The following is a 20,678-nucleotide window of genomic DNA, read 5'->3' on the forward strand; positions in this document are numbered from 1 at the left end:
ATGAACCTTTTTTTTCGGCATTGGGGGCGTGGTCGCTACGCCCCTAACGGCTGCCGGTCTGTCTGTTGTCGGAGTGATCTCTGCTCACGAATTCGTGGGTCCAGTTGCCGGCATTGAGAGGGTCGTGATGGGAGCGCCTCTTCGTTCGCGATGCCCACGTCAGCAGAAGGGGCGCAGGCGCGAGGCCAGGTGCAGGCAATAAACAGGAATGCATACAATGCTTAATGCATGTATCTGTACCTGTATTGAATGGTTTTTGTATGGCTGCTAATATTCTTGCGTCTACGGGAACCCGGGGCGGCGTGTAGCGCCGATGCCCTCGGGAAGAGCGATGGTGCGATGGAAATCATGGGGGGCGGGCTATGATCCAGACAATACTGGTGCTGGCGGTGATCTTTATGGGGGTGGCATTCGCCGTCTATCAGGTTTACGACATCTACTATGCGCAGAACGTCGGCGACGACGAAGCGCTGGCGATGCGTGAAGGGGCGAGCCGCGCTTCCGCGGCAGAGAGTGCGTTTGCGGCGCTGCGCGGGGTCTTTCCCGAGCGGTTAGTGAGCGCGGCACAGCGTGACGAGACGCTGTCGCGTAACCCCGAGCCGCTGCTGCGCCGGCGCAAGAGCATCGTGCTGGAGCAGGGGGTGAAAATTCGCTATCTGTCGCTGTGGACCGGCCGTCCGGTAGCGCACGACTGGCGCAAGGCCCTGCTGATCGTGGTGCTTGTCGACTGCCTGATCGCCATGTTTCTGGGCGGCCTGAGCCTTTATACCGTTGCTTACGAAGTGCCCGGCGCGACCTTTGCCTGGATGAACGACCCGGTGGTGATCCTGGTGCTGCTGGTGCTGGTGATCCTGTTGACCCACGCGGTGGCCAAGCTGGATCTCTACCTGCACGATCTCTATCGCATCGGCCGCCTCAATCGGTATCTCGCCTGATGCCGGTCTGGGCCGAAGATGTCATGCCGTGGGTGCCGCGACTCTCGCTGGCGACGCGTCCGCTCTATCGCGCCATTGCCGATGCGATCGCCGAGGATATCGCCAGCGGCCGCCTTGCGCCGAATCAGCAGTTGCCGACCCAGCGTCAGCTCGCCGAGCATCTCGGGATCAACTTCACCACCGTGACTCGAGCCTACAACGAGGCGCGGGAGCGTGGTCTGATCGAGGGGCGGGTCGGTAGTGGCAGCTACGTGCTTGGCGAGGCGCGGCCCGCCAAGGTGGCTACGCCGCTGCCGCCGCCGGAGGTTCGGCGCGGCGCGGACATGAGCATGAACCTGCCGCCGGAGCCGGCCGACACCGAGCTGGCGGCGCAGATGCAGGCCGGCCTGGCCGCCCTGCAGCCGCGGCTGCCGGAGCTGCTGCGCTATCAGGAGTTCGGGGGTTCCACGCGCGACCGCGAGGCCGGCGCGGGCTGGCTATCGCGGCACTGGCCTGACGTGCCGGCGGCGAGGTTACTTGTCTGCCCCGGCGCGCAGAGTGCGCTGCTCTCTATCTTGACCCTGCTGAAAGCGACCGAGCCGGATGCCGTGGTGTGCTGTGCCGCGCTCACCTATCCCGGTCTACGCGCCGTGGCCGGGCAGCTGGGTATCCGACTGGTCGGCTTGCCGATCGACGAGGCGGGCATAGATCCCGAAGCTTTCGCCGCCGCCTGCGCCCGCTACTCGCCGCGCGCGCTCTACTGCAATCCGACCCTGCACAATCCCACCGCGGGGACGATGACGCCCGCCCGGCGCGAGGCGATCGCCGAGGTGGCGCGGCGCTACGGCTTGCCGATCATCGAAGACGATGCCTACGCCGCGCTGCCGCGTCAGCCGGTGGCACCGTTGGCGAGCTATGCGCCGGAATCGACCTACTATATTGCCGGGCTGGCCAAGTGTCTGGGCGCGGGACTGCGGCTCGCCTATGTGGTGGCGCCAGGGCAGGCCGAGGCGCGGCGTCTGGCCGGTGCCATGCGCGCGACCACGGTGATGGCATCGCCGTTGAATGCCGCACTGGCCACCGAGTGGATCGAGAGTGGCATCGCGGCGCGCTGGCTGGAAGCGATACGCAGCGAGACCCGCGCCCGCTACGCGCTGGTCGGCGAGTGGCTGCCCCAGGGCAGTTTCCGCGGGCAGCCGGACGCCTTCCATATCTGGATACCCCTGGCATCCCACTGGAGCCGGGCGGCCTTTGCCCATCGTCTGGGCAACTTCGACATCAGTGTCGTACCCAGCGACGCCTTCACCGTCTCCGGACAGCCGCCGGAGGCCGTGCGCGTCTGTCTGGGTGGCGCCATCAGCCGCCAGTCGCTGGCGGTGGCCCTGGGCGATATCGCCCAGACCCTGCAGAGCCGCCCGGATCAGCATATCGGCGTGATCTGATCCCCGCTCTCGGCGAGCGCATGCCTTTTTCAGCAGCGTCCCTAGAAACGCTAGGCAAGGGTACCTAGAGACGGTAGGCCAGGGTCGCCTGCAGCTTGCGATAGCGGGTGTCGCTGCTGCCGACGACGGCGACACCGGCAAAGTCGACATTCCAGCGCTGCCCCAACTGATGTGACAGTCCAACGCCCAACTGCTCCCGGCTGGGGTCATCCTCCTCGATGAGATTGACCCGACTGTCCACGTTGGCGGTGATGTTGTGATAGTGCAGCACGCTGGCGTAGAACTGCCCGTGGGGCAGATCGTAGCCCAGCTTGAGCCCGCCGAAGAGCTCACCGAGCTCGACCCCGTAATCGCTCTGGGTGCCGAGATAGCGCCCCTGCAGCTTGTCATTGAGATAGGCGCCGCCGGCGGTCACCCCGACCTGCCACTGGTCCAGGCGCGGAAGATAGTAAGTCGTCGAGCCGCGCGCGCCCCAGCGCTCGCCATCGAGATCCACATCGCCGTCCAGATAGCGGTTGTGACTGCGGCCATCCAGCGACTGATAGAGTCCAACCGCATCGAACACCCAGCGGCCATCGTCGACGGCCACGGCGGCGTAGGGGGCGATCACGTCACCGCCGAGATCGACACGCGCGACCCGGTTGGTGGTGGTGATATCGACTGAGCTGTGCCCGGTGGCGATTCCCAGCAGCCAGTCGTTGCGCTTCCAGTCGATGCCGACGAACGCTGCCTTGCCGTCGCCGTCATAGGCGGTGGTGTTGGCACGCCCCTCCAGATCGCTCGCTTCGCTGGCCACCCAGACGTTGAAGCCACGACCCGCGGCAAAGCGCTGGCCCTGGCGCGGGGCATTCGAGCGTGCCCGCCCGGGCTGCATGGCGCTGTCGATCTGACTGGAGAGAATTCCGAAGTTCTGCGCCATCGCCTGCTTCTGGGCGCCGCGCAGGGCCATGTCGGTATCGAGCATGCCCAGACGAGCGGCCAGTTGCAGCAGGCGGCTCGGCGAGAGCGCGTTGAGTGACCGCTCCTCGACCAGCGGATTGCCGCTGGCGTCCAGCAGGGTGATCGGAGTCGATCCCTTGAAGTCGGCCAGCGTTTTGCCCTCGGGGAGAACCAGCGTGACGGGCTGGCCGTTGAGGGTGGCGGAGAGGCGATTGGCGCTGGCGATCGAATCAGGTGCACCCTCCCAGCTCAGGGTCAGCGGCCGGGTGTCGACCACGCTGGAGATCGAGTAGACCGCCGCTTGATCGCCCTTGTCGTAACCCGCTTCGAGGCTTGCGGCCGTGGTCGTGACGTTGACCCGATTGCCGTTCACATCCAGCGCCACGCTGTCTCCCTTGACCAGGTTGGCCAGCGAGGTCTGGCCGTCGGGCGAGCTGATGGTGAATTCACGGCCGTTGTTCAGTCTCAGGCTGGCCTGAGTAGCGTCTATCGAGAGGGCATCCTGGTTCTGCACATCGGGCAGTGCCTGGCCAATTTGAATCAGCTCTGCCAGACCGAAACCGGCGGCGGCCACGGTGGGGCAAGCGGTAAGCGTACTCAAGCCGAGTACGGCCGCCTTGATGTCGATCCGCATCGCTGCTGTTCCCTGTCGGTTATATGAGTTTTGTCATCGGCAAATAAGGGGCAGAGTTCAGCATGACGGACGAGAAATAAAATACAAGGTGGCTCTAATGTAGTGAGGCGACTCGACGCGAGGAGAGGGGGCTTGCTCGGAGATTGAGGCGGTAAAGGCAAGGCTGCCGGTTTGTTCTTTGCGGGTAAAGTTCGCGTCTAGCGTTGGCCCCACCTACGAGGGGGGATACGCGCTGAGGGAAGACCGCGGCGTGGCGCCGCGGTCGCGGGAGCGATTGGCCTGCTTACTGGATGCGGGCCTGCCACTCGACCTGAAGGACGTCCAGGGTGCGGTCGATCTGCTCGCGGGTGTGCTCGCAGTTGAGGAAGAAGCGTAGACGGGCGCTCTTTTCCGGCACCGCGGGGTGCAGGATCGGTTGTACGTTGATGTCGTGCTGGAGCAGGGCGTCCGAGAGGCCGGCGGCGAGCACCGAGCTGCCGACGATGATCGGTACCACCGCAACGCCGATGCTGTCGCCGATGTCGAAGCCGCGCGCCTTGGCCTGTTCGAGGAAGTAGCTCGAGATGGTGTGCAGGTCGCGCAGGCGCTGCGGTTCCTCTTTCATCACCGCGAGCGCGGCGAGTGACGGGGCGGCGACCTGGGCCGGCATGCCCACGCTGTAGAGAAAGCCCGGCGCAAAGTAGCGCAGCATCTCGACCAGTTCGCGGCAGCCGGCGATATAGCCACCGCAGCCGGACATCGTCTTGGAGAGCGTACCCATCCAGATATCGACGTCGGTGGCCGCCACCTGACAGTGCTCGCGCAGCCCCAGGCCGGTGTCGCCCATCACCGCGAAGGAGTGCGCCTCATCGACCATCAGCCACGCCTGGTGGCGCTGCTTGATCTCGACGAAGCGCTTCAGATCGGGGGCGTCCCCATCCATGCTGTAGAGCCCCTCGATCACCACCAGCACGCGTTCGAACTGCCCACGGTGGCGCGCCAGTAGGGCCTCGAGTGCCGCGGGGTCGTTGTGGGCGAAGCTCATCCGCCGCGCGCCGGAGAGCTGGGCCCCCACCAGGGTGCTGTTGTGGATGTACTCGTCGTGCAGCACCAGATCCTTGGGCCCGAGCAGGTAGCCCAGGGTCGAGACGTTGGTGGCGTGGCCGCTGACGAACACCACCGCGTCCTCGACCTCGTAGGTCTCGGCGATGGCGCGCTCCAGCTCGTGGTGGATGGGGCGCTCGCCGGAGACCGGTCGGCTCGCCGAGACCGAGCTGCCGTAGCGCTTTAGCGCCTCGATGCCGGCCTGGATCACCTTGGGGTGGTGAGCCAGCCCGAGATAGTTGTAGCTGGCGAAGTTGATGCACTCGCGCCCACCGATGGTGGTGGTGGCCCCGGCGGTGCCTTCGTGGACCTTGAAGAAGGGGTCGGGGATACCTAGCCGTTGGCCACCTTCGCGCATCAGCTTCAACTGCTGATAGCCAGGGTGGCGGTCGAAACGGGTAAAGCGTTCGTCCACGCCGGCGCCTGCGGGGCGCGGGCTGGGGGCATCGCCCGCCGGGCGCTGCTGGCGCCGTTGGCGGGCCTGGTCGAGCAGACGCTGCTTGAGCGTATCGGACTGACTCACGGTGTGCTCTCTCCGGGGACTTGCCCATCCTGCAGCTCGCTGACCCCGTGGCGGGCTGCGAGACTGCTGATCGATTCGTCTTCGTTATCGCTGTCGCCACCATCGCCACGCAGCTTGTGCATCAGATAGTCGCACAGCTTGGCCAGGGTGCCGGCCTCGCTGAGCACCATCACCGGGACCTGGATACCCAGGCGCGACTCCAGCGCGGTGACCAGCTCGACCCCCATCAGCGAATCGAAGCCCATGTCGTAGACCGACTTGTGAATGTCGATCTTCTCTTCATCGATCAGCAGAATCTTGGCGAGTTCCTTGCTGAGGACCCCGATCAGGGTGTCGTAGAGCGCCTCCGGCTCCAGACTTGCCAGCAGCTGCTGCAGGTCCTCGTCGCCTTCGCTGCTGCCGTCGTCGCTGGCGCTGCGGGCGATCTCTCGGTAGCGCGGCGTCTCCGCCGTGGGCAGGAAGCGCGCCAGCGCGCGCCACTCCAGCTCGAGCACGCCGAGCGAGGCGACATCGGCCACCAGCATGCGCTCGAGCACCTCGAGGGCATCGCGGGAGGTCAGTGCTTCGCCGCCCAGGCGCTCCTGCAGGCTGTCGCGGGTCTGGGTATGCCGCGCGAGGAAACCGACATCCTCGATCGCCCCCCAGCGCACCACGGTGGCGGGGCGACCCTGGGCGCGTCGCTGCGCACCGAAGGCTTCCAGCCAGTGGTTGGCGGCCACGTAGCTGGCCTGGCCGGGGTTGCCGAAGAGCGTGGTCGCGGAGGAGTAGACCACGAAGAAGTCGAGCGGGTCGTCCGCGGTCAACGCATCCAGATGGCGCGCACCGTCGAGCTTGGGCGCCATCGCGCGGCGCACCCGCTCGGCGTCGAGATTGCGGATCAGGCCATCGTCGATCACCGTGGCGGCGTGCACGATGCCCTTGAGCGGACCCAGGGCATCGCGGGCGGTGTCGAGTACCGCGCGCAGGGCCTCGGCATCGGTCACGTCGCAGGCTTCGGCATGCACGCTCACACCCGCGGCCTGCAGCCGTGCCACGCCGGCCCGGGCCTCTTCGGTGGTGGCGCCGCGGCGTCCCAGCAGCAGCAGCTTGCGGGCACCCTTGGCGGCCAGCCATTCGGCGGTGGCGAGGCCGAAACCGCCCAGCCCGCCGGTAACCACGTAGGTCGCGGCGGCATCCAGGGTGAGAGTGAGATCGTCACTGGGCGTCGGTGCGATCTGCGGCGGACGCTCGTAGGTGACCACCACCTTGCCGATCTGGCGTGCCTGCTGCATGTAGCGGAAGGCCTCGACCACCCGATCGCTGCCGAAGGCGGTGTAGGGTAGCGGTGCCAGGGTGCCGTCGGCGAACAGCGCCATCATCTCGCCGAACAGTTCGCCGGTCAGGCGCGGCAGCTCGCGCATCAGCTGGTCGGAGTCGACCCCGAAATAGCTCAGGTTATTACGGAACGGACGTAGCCCGACCTTGGTGTTCTCGTAGAAGTCGCGTTTGCCCAGTTCGATGAAGCGGCCGAACGGATTGAGCACACGCAGGTTCTGGTTGATCGCCTCGCCGGCCAGCGAGTTGAGCACCACGTCGACCCCGCGGCCGTCACCGCCGTTGTCCACCGAGAGATCGTGCAGAATCTCTTCGGCGAAGGTCAGGCTGCGTGAATCATAGAGCCGCTCCACGCCCATCAGGCGCAGGAAGTCGCGTTTTTCCGCGGAGCCGACCGTGGCGTAGATCTCGGCGCCCAGCCAGCGGCCGATCTGGATCGCGGCCAGGCCGACGCCGCCGGCGGCACCGTGGATCAGCAGCCGCTCGCCCGGCCGCAGGCGGGCCAGATGCTTGAGCGAGTAGTAGACGGTGAAAAAGGTCGTGGGGATGGTGGCCGCGGCGGCGTAGCCGATCTCCGCCGGAATCGCGGCGACGGCGTTGGCATCGGCGATCAGGCGGTCGCTGAAGCTCGCCGGGCCGAAACCGACCACGGCATCGCCGGGTTTGAGCGGGCTGTCGGCATCGCCGACCCGCACCACTTCACCGGCGAACTCCAGCCCCAGGGTGGGGCCGGCGAAACCGTTCTCGATCGCCTCGTCCGAGAGCAGGCCGAGGGCATACATCACGTCGCGGAAGTTGAGCCCGGTGGCCTTGACCGCCACCTCGACCTGCCCCGCCTGGGGCGCGGCCAGCGTATGGGGCTGCCAACGCAGATGGCGCAGCTGACCGGGCAGCTCGAAGCCCAGGCTGACCGCGTGGCCGGCGCCGATCTCGCGCTGCTCGGCTTCGTTGACGCTGCCCGGCGCTGGCTCGAGCCCGAGACGCGGCACCCAGCGCGCGCCCTCGGCGTCGAGCACGACCTCGCTCTCGGCATCCGGCATCTCCAGCTCGAACAGCAGGGCGTCCAGCAGCGCATCGTTGGTGGCTGCGTTGGCCGGCAGATCGAGCAGCCGCACCTGGCGGCTGCCGGCCTCGTTCTGCAGGGAGCGGCCGAAGCCCCACAAGGCCGCGTCTTCGGGCGGCGTGGACCGATCGGCCGCGTCTTCGGGCGGCATGAATCGAGCGGACGTATCGCCCATGGTGCCCAAGGTGGGCCCGACGCCCTGGGTAATCAGCCACAGTGACGCCTCGCTGCCACTGGCTTCGAGACTCTGCAACCACTGCATGGCGAGCACGCAGCGTGTTTCGGCGTCGCTGCCGAGGCCGCGCAGGTCGACCACCTGGGTCGCGGCGACCTCGGTGAGCAGTGCCGCCGGTTCACCATCGTTGCGCCGCGAGACCGTCTCTTCGAGGGCGTTCAGGCGCGCTTCCAGCGCGTTTGCGAGGGGCTGAGAGGCGGCGTCGGCCAGGATCAGCCAGTGTGCCGGTGCGGTCTCGGCACGCTCGTCGTTATCATCGCCCGGCGTGGCGCTGGCCAGCGGCGGCTGGGCTGTCAGCAGCACCAACCCGCCATGGTCGCTCTCCAGGGCATGCTCGGCGATCCCGCGGTAGCCGAGCATCTCGAGCTGCTCGCGCACCTCATTGAGCGCCGCGGGCAGGGTGTCGTCCGCCAGGGCCAGCGACAGGAAGGTGCGCCAGTCGCTGTCGCCCTGGGCCAGCAGCGCGATCTGCGCCTCCTCGTCGAGTTGCTGCGGCAGCGTGCGCAGTAGCGCGGCGGTCTCTTCGCGGGTGCCGTCGAGAGTGATCAGCGCGACCGTCGCCCCGATATCCGCATCGGCCGCGTCGGTGGCGATCAGCTCGACACGCGAATCCTGCTCGGCCAGCGCCTCGGCTTCCTGGCGTGCACTATCGCGTAGAGGGAGAAAGCGGAACGCCGCGCGGTCGCCGGGAATGCCTTGGAGCAGGCGTTCACCCAGCTGCGGCCGCGATGCCGCTGCCTCGAGCAGGATCAGCCGCTGTTGCGGCGGCAGCAGCTGCAACGAGAGCTGGTACTGTGCCTGCCAGGTGTCGGCCAGCGCGAACCAGCCGCGCTCACCCACGCTGGCCTGGATCAGCCGGGTCATGCGCGCGCTGTCCAGCCCCAGGCTCTCGGCATCGAGCTGGCCGTCGAGCCACTCGGCCAGGTGCAGGCCGAGTCGGCCGACGCTGTGGGTCAGAGCGGCGTAGTCGGGGTAGTCGCGGATCAGCAGGTTCCAGATTGTGGCGGCGTCGATCTCTTCCGCTTCGCGCAGCTGCCAGCCGGCATCGGTCTGACTGACCACGCCACTGGCCATGGCAAGCTCGATCACCCGCTGTCGGCGCTGGCGCAGATCGGCCGCGCCGCTGTCGAAGCGGGCCTGCGGCAGTTGGCCGTCGGCATCGGCATGTGGGCGCAGCGCCTGATCGAGGAAGGTCGCGACCAAGGTGTCGAGCAGCGGCGCGACCTCGTCGGCATAGCGGCCGCCGGTCACTTCGCGGTAGCGCGTCTGCAGCTCGCTCAGGGCGAGTTTGGCGCTGGCGTCGTCCAGCGGCAGGCTGGCGGCCTCGCGCGGTGCCGGCACCAGGCGGTGGTCGAGATAGCTCAGCCGGTGCTGGGGGGCGTGGCGCAGGCGTGCAGCCTTGAACCGGGCGCCCTCGACCACCGCGATGGCCTGGCCGTCGGCGGCGTAGAGCGCCACCTCGGCGCACAGCGAGTGGGGCGCACGGCTAGTGAGGCGGACCTCCATCCACGCCGGCGGTGCGGCGTCGAGACGCAGCTGCAGCCGCTCCAGACGCACCGGCACGAAGGCCATCCCGCCGGCGGCGGCGAGCTCATCGGCCAGCAGCGGGATGAACAGTTGGAAGGCGCTGTCGAGAATGCCCGGGGCGAGCAGACAGTCGCGCTGCCCCTCGGCGATCGCTGGCGGCAGGTCGATGCGCCCCAGGGCGCGGTCATCCTCGACCCAGATGGCGTCGATGGCCTGGAAGCCGGGACCGTAGTCGAGCCCGACGCGGGCCGCCATCGCCAGGTGGCGTTCGCGGCTGATGTCAGGGGCGCGCTGGGGCAAGCCGGCGCTGCGCCTGCTCAACAGCAGGCCGCGGGTCTGGGCGGCGATGCGGGCGCGGGCGTTGAGGGTCCAGGCATCGTCGCTGGCCGGCTCGCGGGTCTGCATGGTGAGGCTGCCATCGGCCTCCTGCAGCTCGAGCAGCAGCTTCTTGCCGTGGCTGGCGTCGAGCAGCAGCGGGCTCAGGATCTCGAGTGCCTCGATATCGAGCAGTGGGCTGGCCTTCCAGGCGCTGGCGGCGGCCAGCGCCAGCTCGGCGAAGCCGGCCCCCGGGAACACGGTGGCATCGCCGACGCGGTGGTCGGCCAGCCACGGCAAGCGCCGGCTATCGAGCTGACTCTCCCAGGCCCAGCCCTGGCGGGCGAGACGGTAGCCGAGCAGCGGATGTTCGTAGTGGCGCGCCATCAGCCCCTGGGTATCGCCGGTGGGGCTGACCCAGTAGCTTTCGCGCTGCCAGGGGTAGTGGGGCAGGTCGACGAAGCGGCCGACTACCGGGAACCAGTGGCGCGGTGACACGCTGCCGCTGGCGAGCAGGCCGGCGAGGGTGGTTTCGACGGCAGTGAGACCATCGTCGCCGCGGGCCAGGGTGCCGAGCACGCAGCTCGGCTGGGCGTCGGCGGCGAGGGCGTCGCTGAGATAGCGGCGCAGGATCGGCTGCGCGCCGATCTCGACGAAGGTGCGGGCGCCGGCCGTGATCAGGGCGTCGATAGCGGGGGCGAACTGCACCGGCTCGCGGATGTTGCGCCACCAGTAGTCGGCGCCCAGCTCGCGACCGGGCAGGCGTGTGCCGGAGACGGTGGAGTAGAAGGGCAGCTCGCCGTCGCCCGGGGCAAGGGGGCCCAGGGCGTCGATCAATGGGGCGCGAATCGGGTCCATCGCCGGGCTGTGGAAGGCGTAGTCGAGGGGCAGTCGCTTGGCGAAGATACGCTCGGCGGTGAGCGCGCTCTCCAGACGAGTCAGCGCTTCGGCCGGGCCGGCCAGGGTCACGCCCTTGGCGCTGTTGACCCCGGCGATCACGATCTCGGCGTATTCGGGCGCGTCGAGCCAGCCCTGCATGGCTTCTGCGCCCAGGCCCACGGCGCTCATCTCGCCGCTGCCGCGGGTGCGGCCCTGGCCGGCGCTACGGTGGAAGATCACGCTGACCGCGGTCTCCAGCGTCAGCGCACCACAGGCCCAGGCAGCGGCGACCTCGCCCACGCTATGCCCGGTGACCGCCGCCGGGCGCACGCCCTCGGCGGCCAGCAGCCGGGTCAACCCCACCTGCAGCGCGAACAGCGCCGGCTGGGCGATTTCGGTGCGCGCCAGGCGATCTTCTCCCGACTCATCGCGGGCCTGATTGGTGCCGTTCAGCTCATCGCGCAGGGAGAAGTCGGCATGGCGCTGGAACAGCACATCCACTTCGTCGATGGCGGCGGCGAATACCGCCGACTCCGCCAGTAGGGTCTGCCCCATGCGCTCCCATTGACAGCCGTTGCCGGTATACACGAATACCGGGCCGTGGCCGTCGGCGACACGCTCGGCGCTGGCGCTGCCGGGGACGCTCTCGCCGGCGGCCAGGGCGTCCAGGCGCGCGATCGCATCTCCCGCGCTGGTGCTGAACAGCACCGCGGCGTGGGGGTGGGCCTCGCGGCGGAAAGCCAGGCTATAGGCGGTGTCGTAGAAGGCTTCGGGGTGGTTGGCCAGGGTGGCGCTCAGGCGGCTGGCGAATTCGCGCAGTGCTTCCGGGCTGCGCGCACTCAGGCACAGCGGTAGCTGGCGGTCGGCATCAGCGGCCGCGGGCTGCGCCATCGCCGGTGCCGACTGCAGCAGCACATGGGCATTGGCGCCGCCGAAGCCGAACGAGTTGACGCCGATGGTCAGCGTGCCTTCGGCCTTGAGGCGGCGAGGTTTGTCGACGATCTCCAGATTCCAGCCGTCGAGATCGATGCGCGGGTTGACCTTGCGGATACCGATGGTCGCTGGAACTTCGCGCTCGCGCAGGGCGTAGATCGCCTTGGCCAGGCCGGCGACCCCCGAGGCGGTCTCCAGGTGGCCGAGGTTCGACTTGACCGAGCCGATGGGCAGCGGCTGGCGTCGCTGCTGGCCGATCGCTGCACCGATGGCGCGGGTTTCCAGCGGGTCGCCGACCGCGGTGCCGGTGCCGTGGGCTTCGAGGTAGTCGATATCGTCCGGGGTGAGGCCGGCGCGCGCCAGGGTCTGACGCATCAGTGCCACCTGGGCGTCGGCATTGGGCACGGTCAGGCCTTTCTTGTAGCCGTCGGTATTGACCCCGCTGCCAGCGACCACGGCGAGGATGCGATCGCCGTCGGCTACCGCCTTGTCATAATCCTTGAGCAGGAAGACGCCGCCGCCCTCGGAGCGCACGTAGCCATCGCCGTCGGCGTCGAACACCTGGCAGCGCCCGGTGGGCGAGAGCATGCTCGCCTTGGAGAAGATGATGAAGCCGAACGGATGCAGGTGCAGGCTGATCCCGCCGGCCAGGGCCATCTCGGTTTCGCCGCTGCGGATCGACTGGCACGCCTGGTGGAAAGCGACCAGCGACGACGAGCAGGCGGTATCCATCGACATGCTCGGCCCGTGGAGGTCGAACAGATAGGAGATGCGGTTGGAGGCGATGCTCGAAGTATTGCCGGTGGCGGTGGAGGTATCGATCGCCGACATGTCGTCGGCCATGCGATAGGAGTAGTCGAGACTGGCGACGCCCATGAATACCCCGCACTGACTGCCACGCAGGCGCTGCGGGGGGATGCCGGCATCCTCCATCGCTTCCCAGGTCATCTCCAGCAGCAGGCGCTGCTGCGGGTCCATTTGCGCCGCCTCGCGCGGGGAGATGCCGAAGAAAGCCGCATCGAAGCCGGAAATGTCGCCCAGACTGCCGGCGGCAAAAGTATAGCTGGTGCCGGGATGGTGCTTGTCGGGGTGGCGATAGACCTCATGGTCCCAGCGGTCCGCGGCGACCGTGGTGACCAGGTCTTCGCCGCTCTTGAGCGCTTGCCAGAAACGTTCTGAAGTCGGGGCGCTCGGGAAACGATGAGCCGCGCCGATGATGGCAACGCGTTGGGTCATTGGGACTCCTTTCTCCGTAGCCTGGGCTACGCCTTGCTATTGTTGCGTCATCGCCGGGGCGCTGTTTGCGCTATCGCCGTGTGTGCGATAGGCGGAGACAGCGTCCCTTGGGGCATCCAGGTCCTTGGCGCAGCGCTGCGCCCACGTGGCGTCGACATCGCCTGATACGTTCACGGCCTGTGCACGTGCTCAGGCGTCTCGCCGCCATGCTTGCCCGTCGATTGCCTGCTTACGTGCGCTCGATGATGGTCTGGTAAATGGTGGTGCCCAGCTTATCCGCTGAGAGTGTCATGCGCATCTTATCGCTTGGCCTGGCGTCGGTCTGCCAGATGAAATAGTTCGTCAAACCATCCGGCTCGCCGTGATCGGCATAGACCCCCGGCATGATCGGTACGTGATCGCCGTAGAACGCCAGCATGCCGGGCCTGTCGGCTGTCGTCAGGAGCTCCCTGAGACGCGCGAGCATCTTGTCGCAGTTGTTGAGGTGGCGCAGATAGACCGCGAGATCACCGTAACCGGCAGGCAGCTCGCCCTCGATCCAGTCGGCGGCCTCCCTGGGGTCGGGCGTCTCCAGATGCAGCGGGCCATGGTTCTCCATGCTGATCACGAACACGAACAGCGGCTGCCCCGCGTCCGCGGCGAGCAGCTCGCGCACCTTCTCGGCGAGGGCCAGGTCGCCTGTGTACTGACCATCGCGGTCGGCCTCGTCGAAGGCGGTGATATCGATGAAGTCGTCGAACCCGAGCTGCGGATAGACCCGATCGCGCAGATAGAAGCTGGCCGGATAGGGGTGTACGCAGATCGTACGATAGCCCAGTGCCTTGAGTGCACCGGCGAGGTTGCGCACCGGCATCCGCGCCAGCTGATGGTAGGGATTGAAGCGGTGGCCGCCAAGGGCTTCCGGGGTCAGGCCGGTGAGCACCGCACACTCGGTGCGCACGGTGTTGGCACCCCAGGCGGGGACCTCGAGACGACCCGTGGCCAGCGCTTCATCACCCAGGGCATCATACTCGCGCAGAATCTCCATACGTACGCTGGGGTACCAAGTGCGCGGATCGAAGAACGACTCGCTCTGTACCAGTACCAGGTGCGGCAGGGTGTTGCTGGCGGGCGGTGTCGCCGGTTCGGGGAAGGCCGCAGCGTTGCCGCCCGCTGCCAGCGGCTGGCGCAGCAGCCTGCCATAGGCCCACAGGTAGGGGTAGAGCCCCAGCTCGACCAAATCGCGGTTGGGCTCGAGCGTGCAGGCCGGCAGGCGCGACAGGCATAGCCACAGGGCGATCGCGCTGGCGGCACTCAGCGCCAGGGTGGCGAACAGGCTCCAGGGGGCATCGGGGCGTGCGAACAGTGAGGGTTCGAGCCAGAAGCCGGCGGCGATGGCCAGGGCGCCGGCGCTGCTGGCGGCAATGGTCAAGCCGATACCGAAGAACGGGATATAGAGACGTGGATGCTTGACCGCATCGATGAAGTACTCGAAGTCCTGGCACAGGAAGGGCTCGCGCAGTGACGCCGACTTGGTGTTGTTGACCTGAACGATCACCATCTGCAGCGAACCGGCGATCACCACCGCGAACCACGGCCGCTGCACGATCAGCAGCCACAGCGTGAAGTGCAGCAGCGTAGTGGCCGCGTGCACGCCGATCACCGCCGCGGGACGCTGCCACAGCGGGCGCGGGCGCGGCTTGAGCAGCAGCTCGAACAGCGAGGTGAGCAGCAGCGTGGTCATCACAGCGCCGAGGGTGTGAGCGATACCGGCACTCATGACTTCGAGCCCTCGGTGTAGTCGAGCCACTTGAGCAGGCGCTGGGAGATCGCCGCCGGCAGCACGGCCAGCCACCAGCAGCCGAAGTCGAGCGGGAAGGGAAAGCTCACGCGTGCGCGATTGCGCGCCACGCCCGTGGCGATGCGCCGGGCGGCCCGCTCAGGCTGCCACAGGAACGGCTTGGGTCCGGGCATGTCATGGCACATCTGCGAGCTGACGTAGCCAGGCATGATCACGCTGACACCGACGCCATAGGGCGCCAGCCAACCGCGCAGCGCCTCACCGTAGGCCTTCACGCCGGCCTTGCTGGCGCTGTAGCTGGGGGTCACCGGCAGCCCGTGGTAGGCGGCCAGCGAACTCATGAAGACCAACTGGCCGCGCCCCGCGGCGCGCATGCGCTTGCCCAGGAAGTTGCCCATCGCCATGGGTACGCGCAGGTTGATCGCGAGCAGGCGGCTGGCGTCGTCCCAGGCTTCACCCTGATTGTCGGTGCCGATATCGATGTTCATGCCGGCGTTGACGATCACCAGGTCGGGCGGTGTCGGCGCGCACAGCGATTCGAGCCAGGCGAACAGGGCGTCGTCGTCGTTGAGGTCGACGCGGCTGGTCTCGACCTCGGCACCCAGTCGCCGGCAGGCGTCGGCGACTTCGTCGAGCACGTCGCTGCGCCGCCCGTGTAGTTCCAGCCGGCAGCCCTTGGCATGCGCTTCGGCGTAGTGCTTGGCCAGGGCGGCGCCAATGGCACCGGTGGCTCCGGTGATGACGATACGTCTCATGAAGCAATCTCGTCCTTGAGTTGTTGCAGCGGCGAGCGGTCACGTTCCATGACCTGCAGGGCATGCCCGGCCGCCAGCTCGATACCCGGGCGGCAGTAGAACCCGCCGTTGATCTGGACCGTCTGCGCCACGGTTCGGCGATAGGCCCGAAACAGTGCCGCATCCGGCTGCGGCCTATTCTGCCAGAAATCGTCCAGCTTGCCCTGATGGGTGAGCCCGGGCATGTCGTAGATCGGTGAGGCCAGGGTGTGGGTGGGGCAGCCGAAGCCGAGTGAGACGTTGCCGGCGGTACTGTTGACGGTGACCAGCCCGTCGGCGCGCTTGAGCAGGGCCTCCAGATTGCCGCCCTCGAGATAGACCAGGCGATCCGCCAGATCGTACTCCTTCATCAGCACCTTGATCATCCGGGCGTAGTGGGCCAGGCCCATGTCCAGCGGGTGGTTCTTGATCACCAGGCGAGCGCCGGCGGGTGCGTGATAGGCGAACGAGGCCACCACCTTGCCGATCACCTCCTGCATGTTCTTGAAGTCGGAGTGATAGCGAATCTGGGCATCACTCTTGAGCTGCAGCGGCAACAGAAAGAAGGGGCGATTCTCGGTCAGCAGCGCGTGCATGCGCTCGTCGTCGCGTCGCGCGAGGTAGGGCATGCGCGCCTTGCGCAGCAGAAACCCGGCATACTCCACCGGCGCGGTGACCAGGGCGTGGTTGCGGTAGTGCGGATGCAAGAACGGGTTGGCCACCCCGGCCAGGTGGTAGAGCACGTCGTGGCGAGCGCGGGTGCTGAACTGGTTGGGGAACGGCTTGGGCTTGCCGGCGCTGGGCAGGCGTCGGCCCGCCTCGCGATACCACTCCGGGTCCCGCGGCAGCAGCGAGTGGGCGTTGACGCCTTCGCGTTCCAGGGTGACCCAGTAGGGGCGGAAGTAGCCCTCTTCGAATACGTGGTTGCGGATGCCGCGTTCACGCGCGGCGAGAATCGCGCGGCGATGCACCGGGCGGCGATCGCCGAACACCACCTGGTCGGTCACCGCGTGACGCTCCCAGATCCGGGCCAGGTAGTCAGGGATTCGTTCGGCATGGCCGCGGTAGGCGTAGGTGTTGCCGTGGTGCCAGTAGAGACTGTCGCCGACGGTGAAGTTGACCTTGATCACGCGATGCCCTGCCGCAAGGAGCTGCTCGCCGAGCCGGTCGAAGAACGGCGAGCAGACACCTTGCAGCAGCAGAAAACACTTGCGGGACGTCGTCAACTCATTGCCTTTTGGAAAACAGGTTGCGGTAGAGGCGATAGGCGCGGGTGCGCAGGGAGAGCCCACGGCGCGTGCTGCGCTGCTGGCGCATCAATTCGATGGCGGTGTCGGCATTGCAGTAGTCGCCGCTCTGCGGATCGACATAGGTCGGGTAGAGCAGCAGCGCCCCGGCGATCAGCTCGTCGAGATCCAGGCGGCGCGTGCGCCGTGGACTGTGCAGACGATCATGGGTCAGCCCCCAGCCGGCGTAGAACGGCAAGCCGTAGGTGTGTACCGCGACTCCGCGCATCAGCCCCTCGAAGCCGGTCAGTGAACACATGGTGTGAATCTCGTCGGCCAGGTCGATGAGATCGATGATGTCGCAGTCGACCAGCTCGAGGTCGAACAGACCCTGGGCCTGACGGTCGACCAGCCCGATCCGCGCCCCCGAGGTCACGTCCGGATGCGGCTTGTAGATGATGAAGGCATCCGGGCGGCGTTCGCGTACGGCGGTCAGCAGCTGCTGATTGGTCTTGATCTCCGGCGAGCCTTGGGCGATCGAGGCGTCGGTCTCGACCTGGCCCGGCACCAGCACGATCGGCCTGGTGCCGATGGCTTCGCGCGGCAGCGCCGGGCGGCTACGCCCAATGACGTTGTACTTCGACAGCTTGAGTTCGATCAGCCGCTCGCGCAGACGTGCCGCCCGTGCCAGCAGGGCGGCATCGAAGGTGGTGTGTTCGAGCAGCTGCTCGAGATCGCTGGTGTGATTGGCGTCGTAATAGAGACCCTGGGCATCGAAGGCGAGCGAGAGTGGCCGGGTCAGATCGACCCCGAGGCCCACCGAGCGCACGAAGCCATCCTCCATGCGCCACAGGCGTACGCCGTGCGCTTGGCACAGCGCCCTGATCTCCGGGGTGAGCTTCTGCCCCCACACCACCAGGCTGTCGCAGGCTGCGAGTTGCGCCGCCAGCGGCGTCTTCTCGTGGCTGAACTGCACCGTCGCCGCCGGACCCAGGAAATCTCTGACGAAGCCGCGCTTCCAGTTGGAGAAACCCAATGCCAGCCAGTGACCTGCCAGACGGTCGCGCTGGCGTTTCTGGTCGGCGAGCAGGTCGAGGGTCTCCTCCAGGGTCGAGGGCGTCACGGTGTACGGGTTGGCGTAGCGGCAGTAGCGCAGATAGGCCGCCGCGAACAGCTCCTCCAGCGTGCGCCGTCGCTGCCGCCGTGGGCACGACTGCGCGTCCCGGGTCAGGCCCCAGCCGGCGTAGAAGGGGACACCGAAGCAGTGCACCGGCTTGCCCGCCATCAGCGCTTCGAACCCGAGCTGACTGGTGACCACGTAGACCGCTTCCACCGCATCCATCAGCGCCCAGGGGTTGATGTCTTCGCCCATCAGGCGGCAGCGCGGCCGCGCCGCCGCCTCGGTGAGATAGCCGCGCTTGCGCCCGGCGATCACATCGGGATGGGTCTTGATCAGTATCTCGGCCTCGGGGTGGTCGGCCAGCGCCTGTTCGAGCATCCGCGTGAAGGCGGCAGCGTCGGCCATGCCGTGGGTAATCGAGGCGTCGTCACGGGTCTGGTCCACCACCAGCACGCGCGGGCACTCGGCCGGAGGCAGGGGGCGGTCCGGCGCGTGGTTGTACTTGGACAGACGCAGCTCGCGCAGACGCTGCATGGCGCATGCCGCGCGGGCGAGTTCGGCGGCGTCGAACTCGGCGTGGTTGAGCCAGCGCTCGAGATCGGAGGGCCGGGTGGCGTCGTAATAGATGCCGCTGAAATCGACCACCAGGCTGTGCGGCTGGGCGTGGTCGACCCCCAGTCCCAGCGAGCGCAGGAAACCGTCCTCGATCGCCACGTAGGGCAGGTCACGTCGGGCGGCGAGGTGCCGTGCCCGGGCCGCGGTGGGCTTGAGCCCCCAGCCGACGACCGCATCGAGCGGGCGCCGGCTGTACGGTCCGACATGCTTGAGCTTCGGATACTCCGGCAGCAGACACCCCACGATGCGCCAGCGTGCCAGACCACGGGAGAGATAGCCGGCCACGCGGCCCCCATCGGCCCCGGCTGAAGAAGACGACGAGACTGTCGGATCGTTGTTCATATTGCGAGAAAAAGGCCAGACCGTCATCGAAATGGATCGCTACGCTACGCAACTTCCCTGCATTAGGCAATCGCCGGTGTACTGGCGGCAGAGTGCGCGCAGTGTAGCGCATCGAGGGTTGGATTTGGGGCGTTTTCAGTCGTTAGATCGCTGCGGCAAGGGAGGCGATGGCTGGCGTTTCAACGTGTATCGATTAACGCGCTAATCGAAGGCGTAAATGTAATCAAGGTTTTCTCATGGAAAAGGCGAACCGCACGAGTATGAGAGCCTTCATGTATTGAGGTGTCTTGCTCTCCGTTTTCTTTCATGGCCGTTCTGGCGTCGATGTCTGGCTTTCTCATGAATCGCAGAGGATGGTGCCCATTCACCACCGGGGAAAGTGCATGTCTCGTGCTTAAAAAACGCCCCTTCAATTTTTGTTTTTTCCTAAAAAATGCTTTAAAAACAGAGACTTGAATTTTTTTAGAAAATCTCCATTCTTGCGATTAATTTGTTGGTCGAGAACTTGAGAGAGTCGTGTCATTAATCGATTTTTCGCAATTACAAAGAGAAACAAAGTCGTTTTATGAAGTTTGACTCGTCGAAGGGTTTCACCGAAAAAGAGCGCGAGGTCGCCACTTGAAGAGAGCCGGCGATAGCACTGATGACTGCCTCGTTCGCTGCCGTGTAGCGAAACGTCAACACGATCCGGCTGGCGCCGGAGTGGCCCGTGATTACAGGAATTGACATGTCTGCGTCTGCCAGCATCAGCGGTGTACATGACTTTGAGTCCCCAGGCAGCCCCGCAGGCGTCAGCACGGGCGTCGGTGCTGCTGCGCCACCTTGGTATCGGCCGGAGGCACGCGGATGAGCGTGCTGACGACGTTGGGGCAGACCCACCTCAGGCAGCTCGAGGCGGAGTCGATGCACATCATCCGCGAGGTCGTGGCCGAGTTCCGCCACCCGGTGATGCTCTACTCCATCGGCAAGGACTCCTCGGTGATGCTTCATCTGGCGCGTAAGGCGTTCTATCCGGGCTCGCCGCCGTTCCCGCTGATGCACGTCAACACCACCTGGAAGTTCAAGGAGATGATCGCCTTCCGCGATCGCATGGTGGCCCAGGTCGGCATGCCACTGATCGAGCACATCAATGAAGAGGGGCGAGTCGCGGGCATCAACCCTTTCGACCACGGCAGCGCCAAGTACACCGACATCATGAAGACCCAGGCCCTCAAGCAGGCGCTGGACAAGTACGGCTTCGATGCCGCCTTCGGTGGAGCGCGGCGCGACGAGGAGGCCTCGCGGGCCAAGGAGCGGGTCTACTCGTTCCGCGACAGGCACCATCGCTGGGATCCCAAGAACCAGCGCCCGGAACTGTGGAATCTCTACAACGGCAGGATCGGCTCGGGCGAGTCGATCCGCGTGTTCCCGCTCTCCAACTGGACCGAGCTGGATATCTGGCAATACATCCACCTCGAGTCGATTCCCATCGTGCCGCTCTATTACGCCGCGCCGCGTCCGGTGGTGGCGCGCGACGGCCGGCTGATCATGGTCGACGACGCGCGGCTGCCGCTGGCCCCGGGCGAGGTCCCCGAGGAGCGCTGGGTGCGTTTTCGCACCCTCGGCTGCTACCCGCTCACCGGCGCGGTGGCGTCCCGCGCGGCGACGCTGCCCGCGATCATCCAGGAGATGCTGCTGACCCGCACCAGCGAACGTTTCGGACGCGCCATCGACCACGATCAGGCGGGCTCGATGGAGAAGAAAAAACGCGAAGGCTACTTCTGAACCGGCCATGTCTGAACCGGC

At 66.8% G+C, this 20,678-nt stretch carries 11 protein-coding genes; 3 read left to right on the plus strand and 8 right to left on the minus strand.

Translation table 11 applies throughout. From position 1 onward, the window contains the following. Positions 1-362: 362 nt before the first annotated feature. Positions 363-935: a hypothetical protein gene (locus DOM67_RS14855; protein ID WP_110677321.1), complete on the plus strand. Its 573-nt coding sequence runs from the start codon at positions 363-365 to the stop codon at positions 933-935. Then, positions 935-2,356: a PLP-dependent aminotransferase family protein gene (locus tag DOM67_RS14860; RefSeq protein ID WP_110677323.1), complete on the plus strand. Its 1,422-nt coding sequence runs from the start codon at positions 935-937 to the stop codon at positions 2,354-2,356. Before DOM67_RS14855 ends, DOM67_RS14860 begins: the two co-directional genes overlap by 1 nt. Positions 2,357-2,420: 64 nt before the next feature. Here DOM67_RS14860 and DOM67_RS14865 read toward each other — a convergent pair whose 3' ends face one another. From DOM67_RS14865 to DOM67_RS19840, 8 genes are all read right to left on the minus strand, one after another. Then, positions 2,421-3,929 carry an autotransporter outer membrane beta-barrel domain-containing protein gene (locus DOM67_RS14865; RefSeq protein ID WP_110677324.1) on the minus strand — a complete coding sequence of 503 codons (1,509 nt, stop codon included), beginning with the start codon at positions 3,927-3,929 and terminating at the stop codon, positions 2,421-2,423. A gap of 283 nt (positions 3,930-4,212) precedes the next feature. Next, on the minus strand, positions 4,213-5,535 hold the full coding sequence (locus DOM67_RS14870) for an aminotransferase class I/II-fold pyridoxal phosphate-dependent enzyme (RefSeq protein WP_110677326.1): 1,323 nt from the start codon (positions 5,533-5,535) through the stop codon (positions 4,213-4,215). After that, the gene (locus DOM67_RS20175) at positions 5,532-13,037 is read right to left on the minus strand and encodes a type I polyketide synthase (protein ID WP_232825276.1); all 7,506 of its coding nucleotides are present in this window, start codon (positions 13,035-13,037) and stop codon (positions 5,532-5,534) included. Before DOM67_RS20175 ends, DOM67_RS14870 begins: the two co-directional genes overlap by 4 nt. A gap of 229 nt (positions 13,038-13,266) precedes the next feature. Then, a complete protein-coding gene (locus DOM67_RS14885) occupies positions 13,267-14,796 on the minus strand; it encodes an LTA synthase family protein (protein ID WP_110677328.1) in 1,530 nt (509 codons plus the stop codon). Beyond that, entirely contained in the window at positions 14,793-15,572 is a 780-nt protein-coding gene (locus tag DOM67_RS14890) for an SDR family NAD(P)-dependent oxidoreductase (protein ID WP_110677330.1), read from the minus strand. Before DOM67_RS14890 ends, DOM67_RS14885 begins: the two co-directional genes overlap by 4 nt. Beyond that, on the minus strand, positions 15,569-16,816 hold the full coding sequence (locus DOM67_RS14895) for a capsular biosynthesis protein (protein WP_110677331.1): 1,248 nt from the start codon (positions 16,814-16,816) through the stop codon (positions 15,569-15,571). Before DOM67_RS14895 ends, DOM67_RS14890 begins: the two co-directional genes overlap by 4 nt. A gap of 1 nt (position 16,817) precedes the next feature. After that, positions 16,818-18,836 (minus strand): capsular polysaccharide biosynthesis protein, encoded by a 2,019-nt coding sequence (locus DOM67_RS14900; protein ID WP_348627308.1) that lies wholly within the window; start codon positions 18,834-18,836, stop codon positions 16,818-16,820. 466 nt (positions 18,837-19,302) lie between these two features. Further along, positions 19,303-19,653, minus strand: coding sequence for a hypothetical protein (locus DOM67_RS19840; RefSeq protein ID WP_157958876.1), 351 nt, complete (start codon positions 19,651-19,653; stop codon positions 19,303-19,305). 86 nt (positions 19,654-19,739) lie between these two features. Here DOM67_RS19840 and cysD point away from each other — a divergent pair, with 86 nt between their 5' ends. Further along, positions 19,740-20,657: a sulfate adenylyltransferase subunit CysD gene (gene cysD / locus DOM67_RS14905; protein ID WP_198651836.1), complete on the plus strand. Its 918-nt coding sequence runs from the start codon at positions 19,740-19,742 to the stop codon at positions 20,655-20,657. The last annotated feature ends 21 nt before the right edge of the window (positions 20,658-20,678 follow it).

It is taken from the genome of Salinicola sp. RZ23, assembly GCF_003206675.1.
GTDB classification, from domain to species: domain Bacteria; phylum Pseudomonadota; class Gammaproteobacteria; order Pseudomonadales; family Halomonadaceae; genus Salinicola; species Salinicola endophyticus.

Excerpts from the sequence above, each read along its gene's own strand:
- DOM67_RS14885 (WP_110677328.1), bottom strand. The coding sequence starts at position 14,796 with ATGAGTGCCGGTATCGCTCACACCCTCGGCGCTGTGATGACCACGCTG.
- DOM67_RS14890 (WP_110677330.1), bottom strand. The coding sequence starts at position 15,572 with ATGAGACGTATCGTCATCACCGGAGCCACCGGTGCCATTGGCGCCGCC.
- DOM67_RS14865 (WP_110677324.1), bottom strand. The coding sequence starts at position 3,929 with ATGCGGATCGACATCAAGGCGGCCGTACTCGGCTTGAGTACGCTTACC.
- cysD (WP_198651836.1), top strand. The coding sequence starts at position 19,740 with ATGAGCGTGCTGACGACGTTGGGGCAGACCCACCTCAGGCAGCTCGAG.
- DOM67_RS19840 (WP_157958876.1), bottom strand. The coding sequence starts at position 19,653 with ATGTACACCGCTGATGCTGGCAGACGCAGACATGTCAATTCCTGTAAT.
- DOM67_RS14860 (WP_110677323.1), top strand. The coding sequence starts at position 935 with ATGCCGGTCTGGGCCGAAGATGTCATGCCGTGGGTGCCGCGACTCTCG.
- DOM67_RS14855 (WP_110677321.1), top strand. The coding sequence starts at position 363 with ATGATCCAGACAATACTGGTGCTGGCGGTGATCTTTATGGGGGTGGCA.
- DOM67_RS20175 (WP_232825276.1), bottom strand. The coding sequence starts at position 13,037 with ATGACCCAACGCGTTGCCATCATCGGCGCGGCTCATCGTTTCCCGAGC.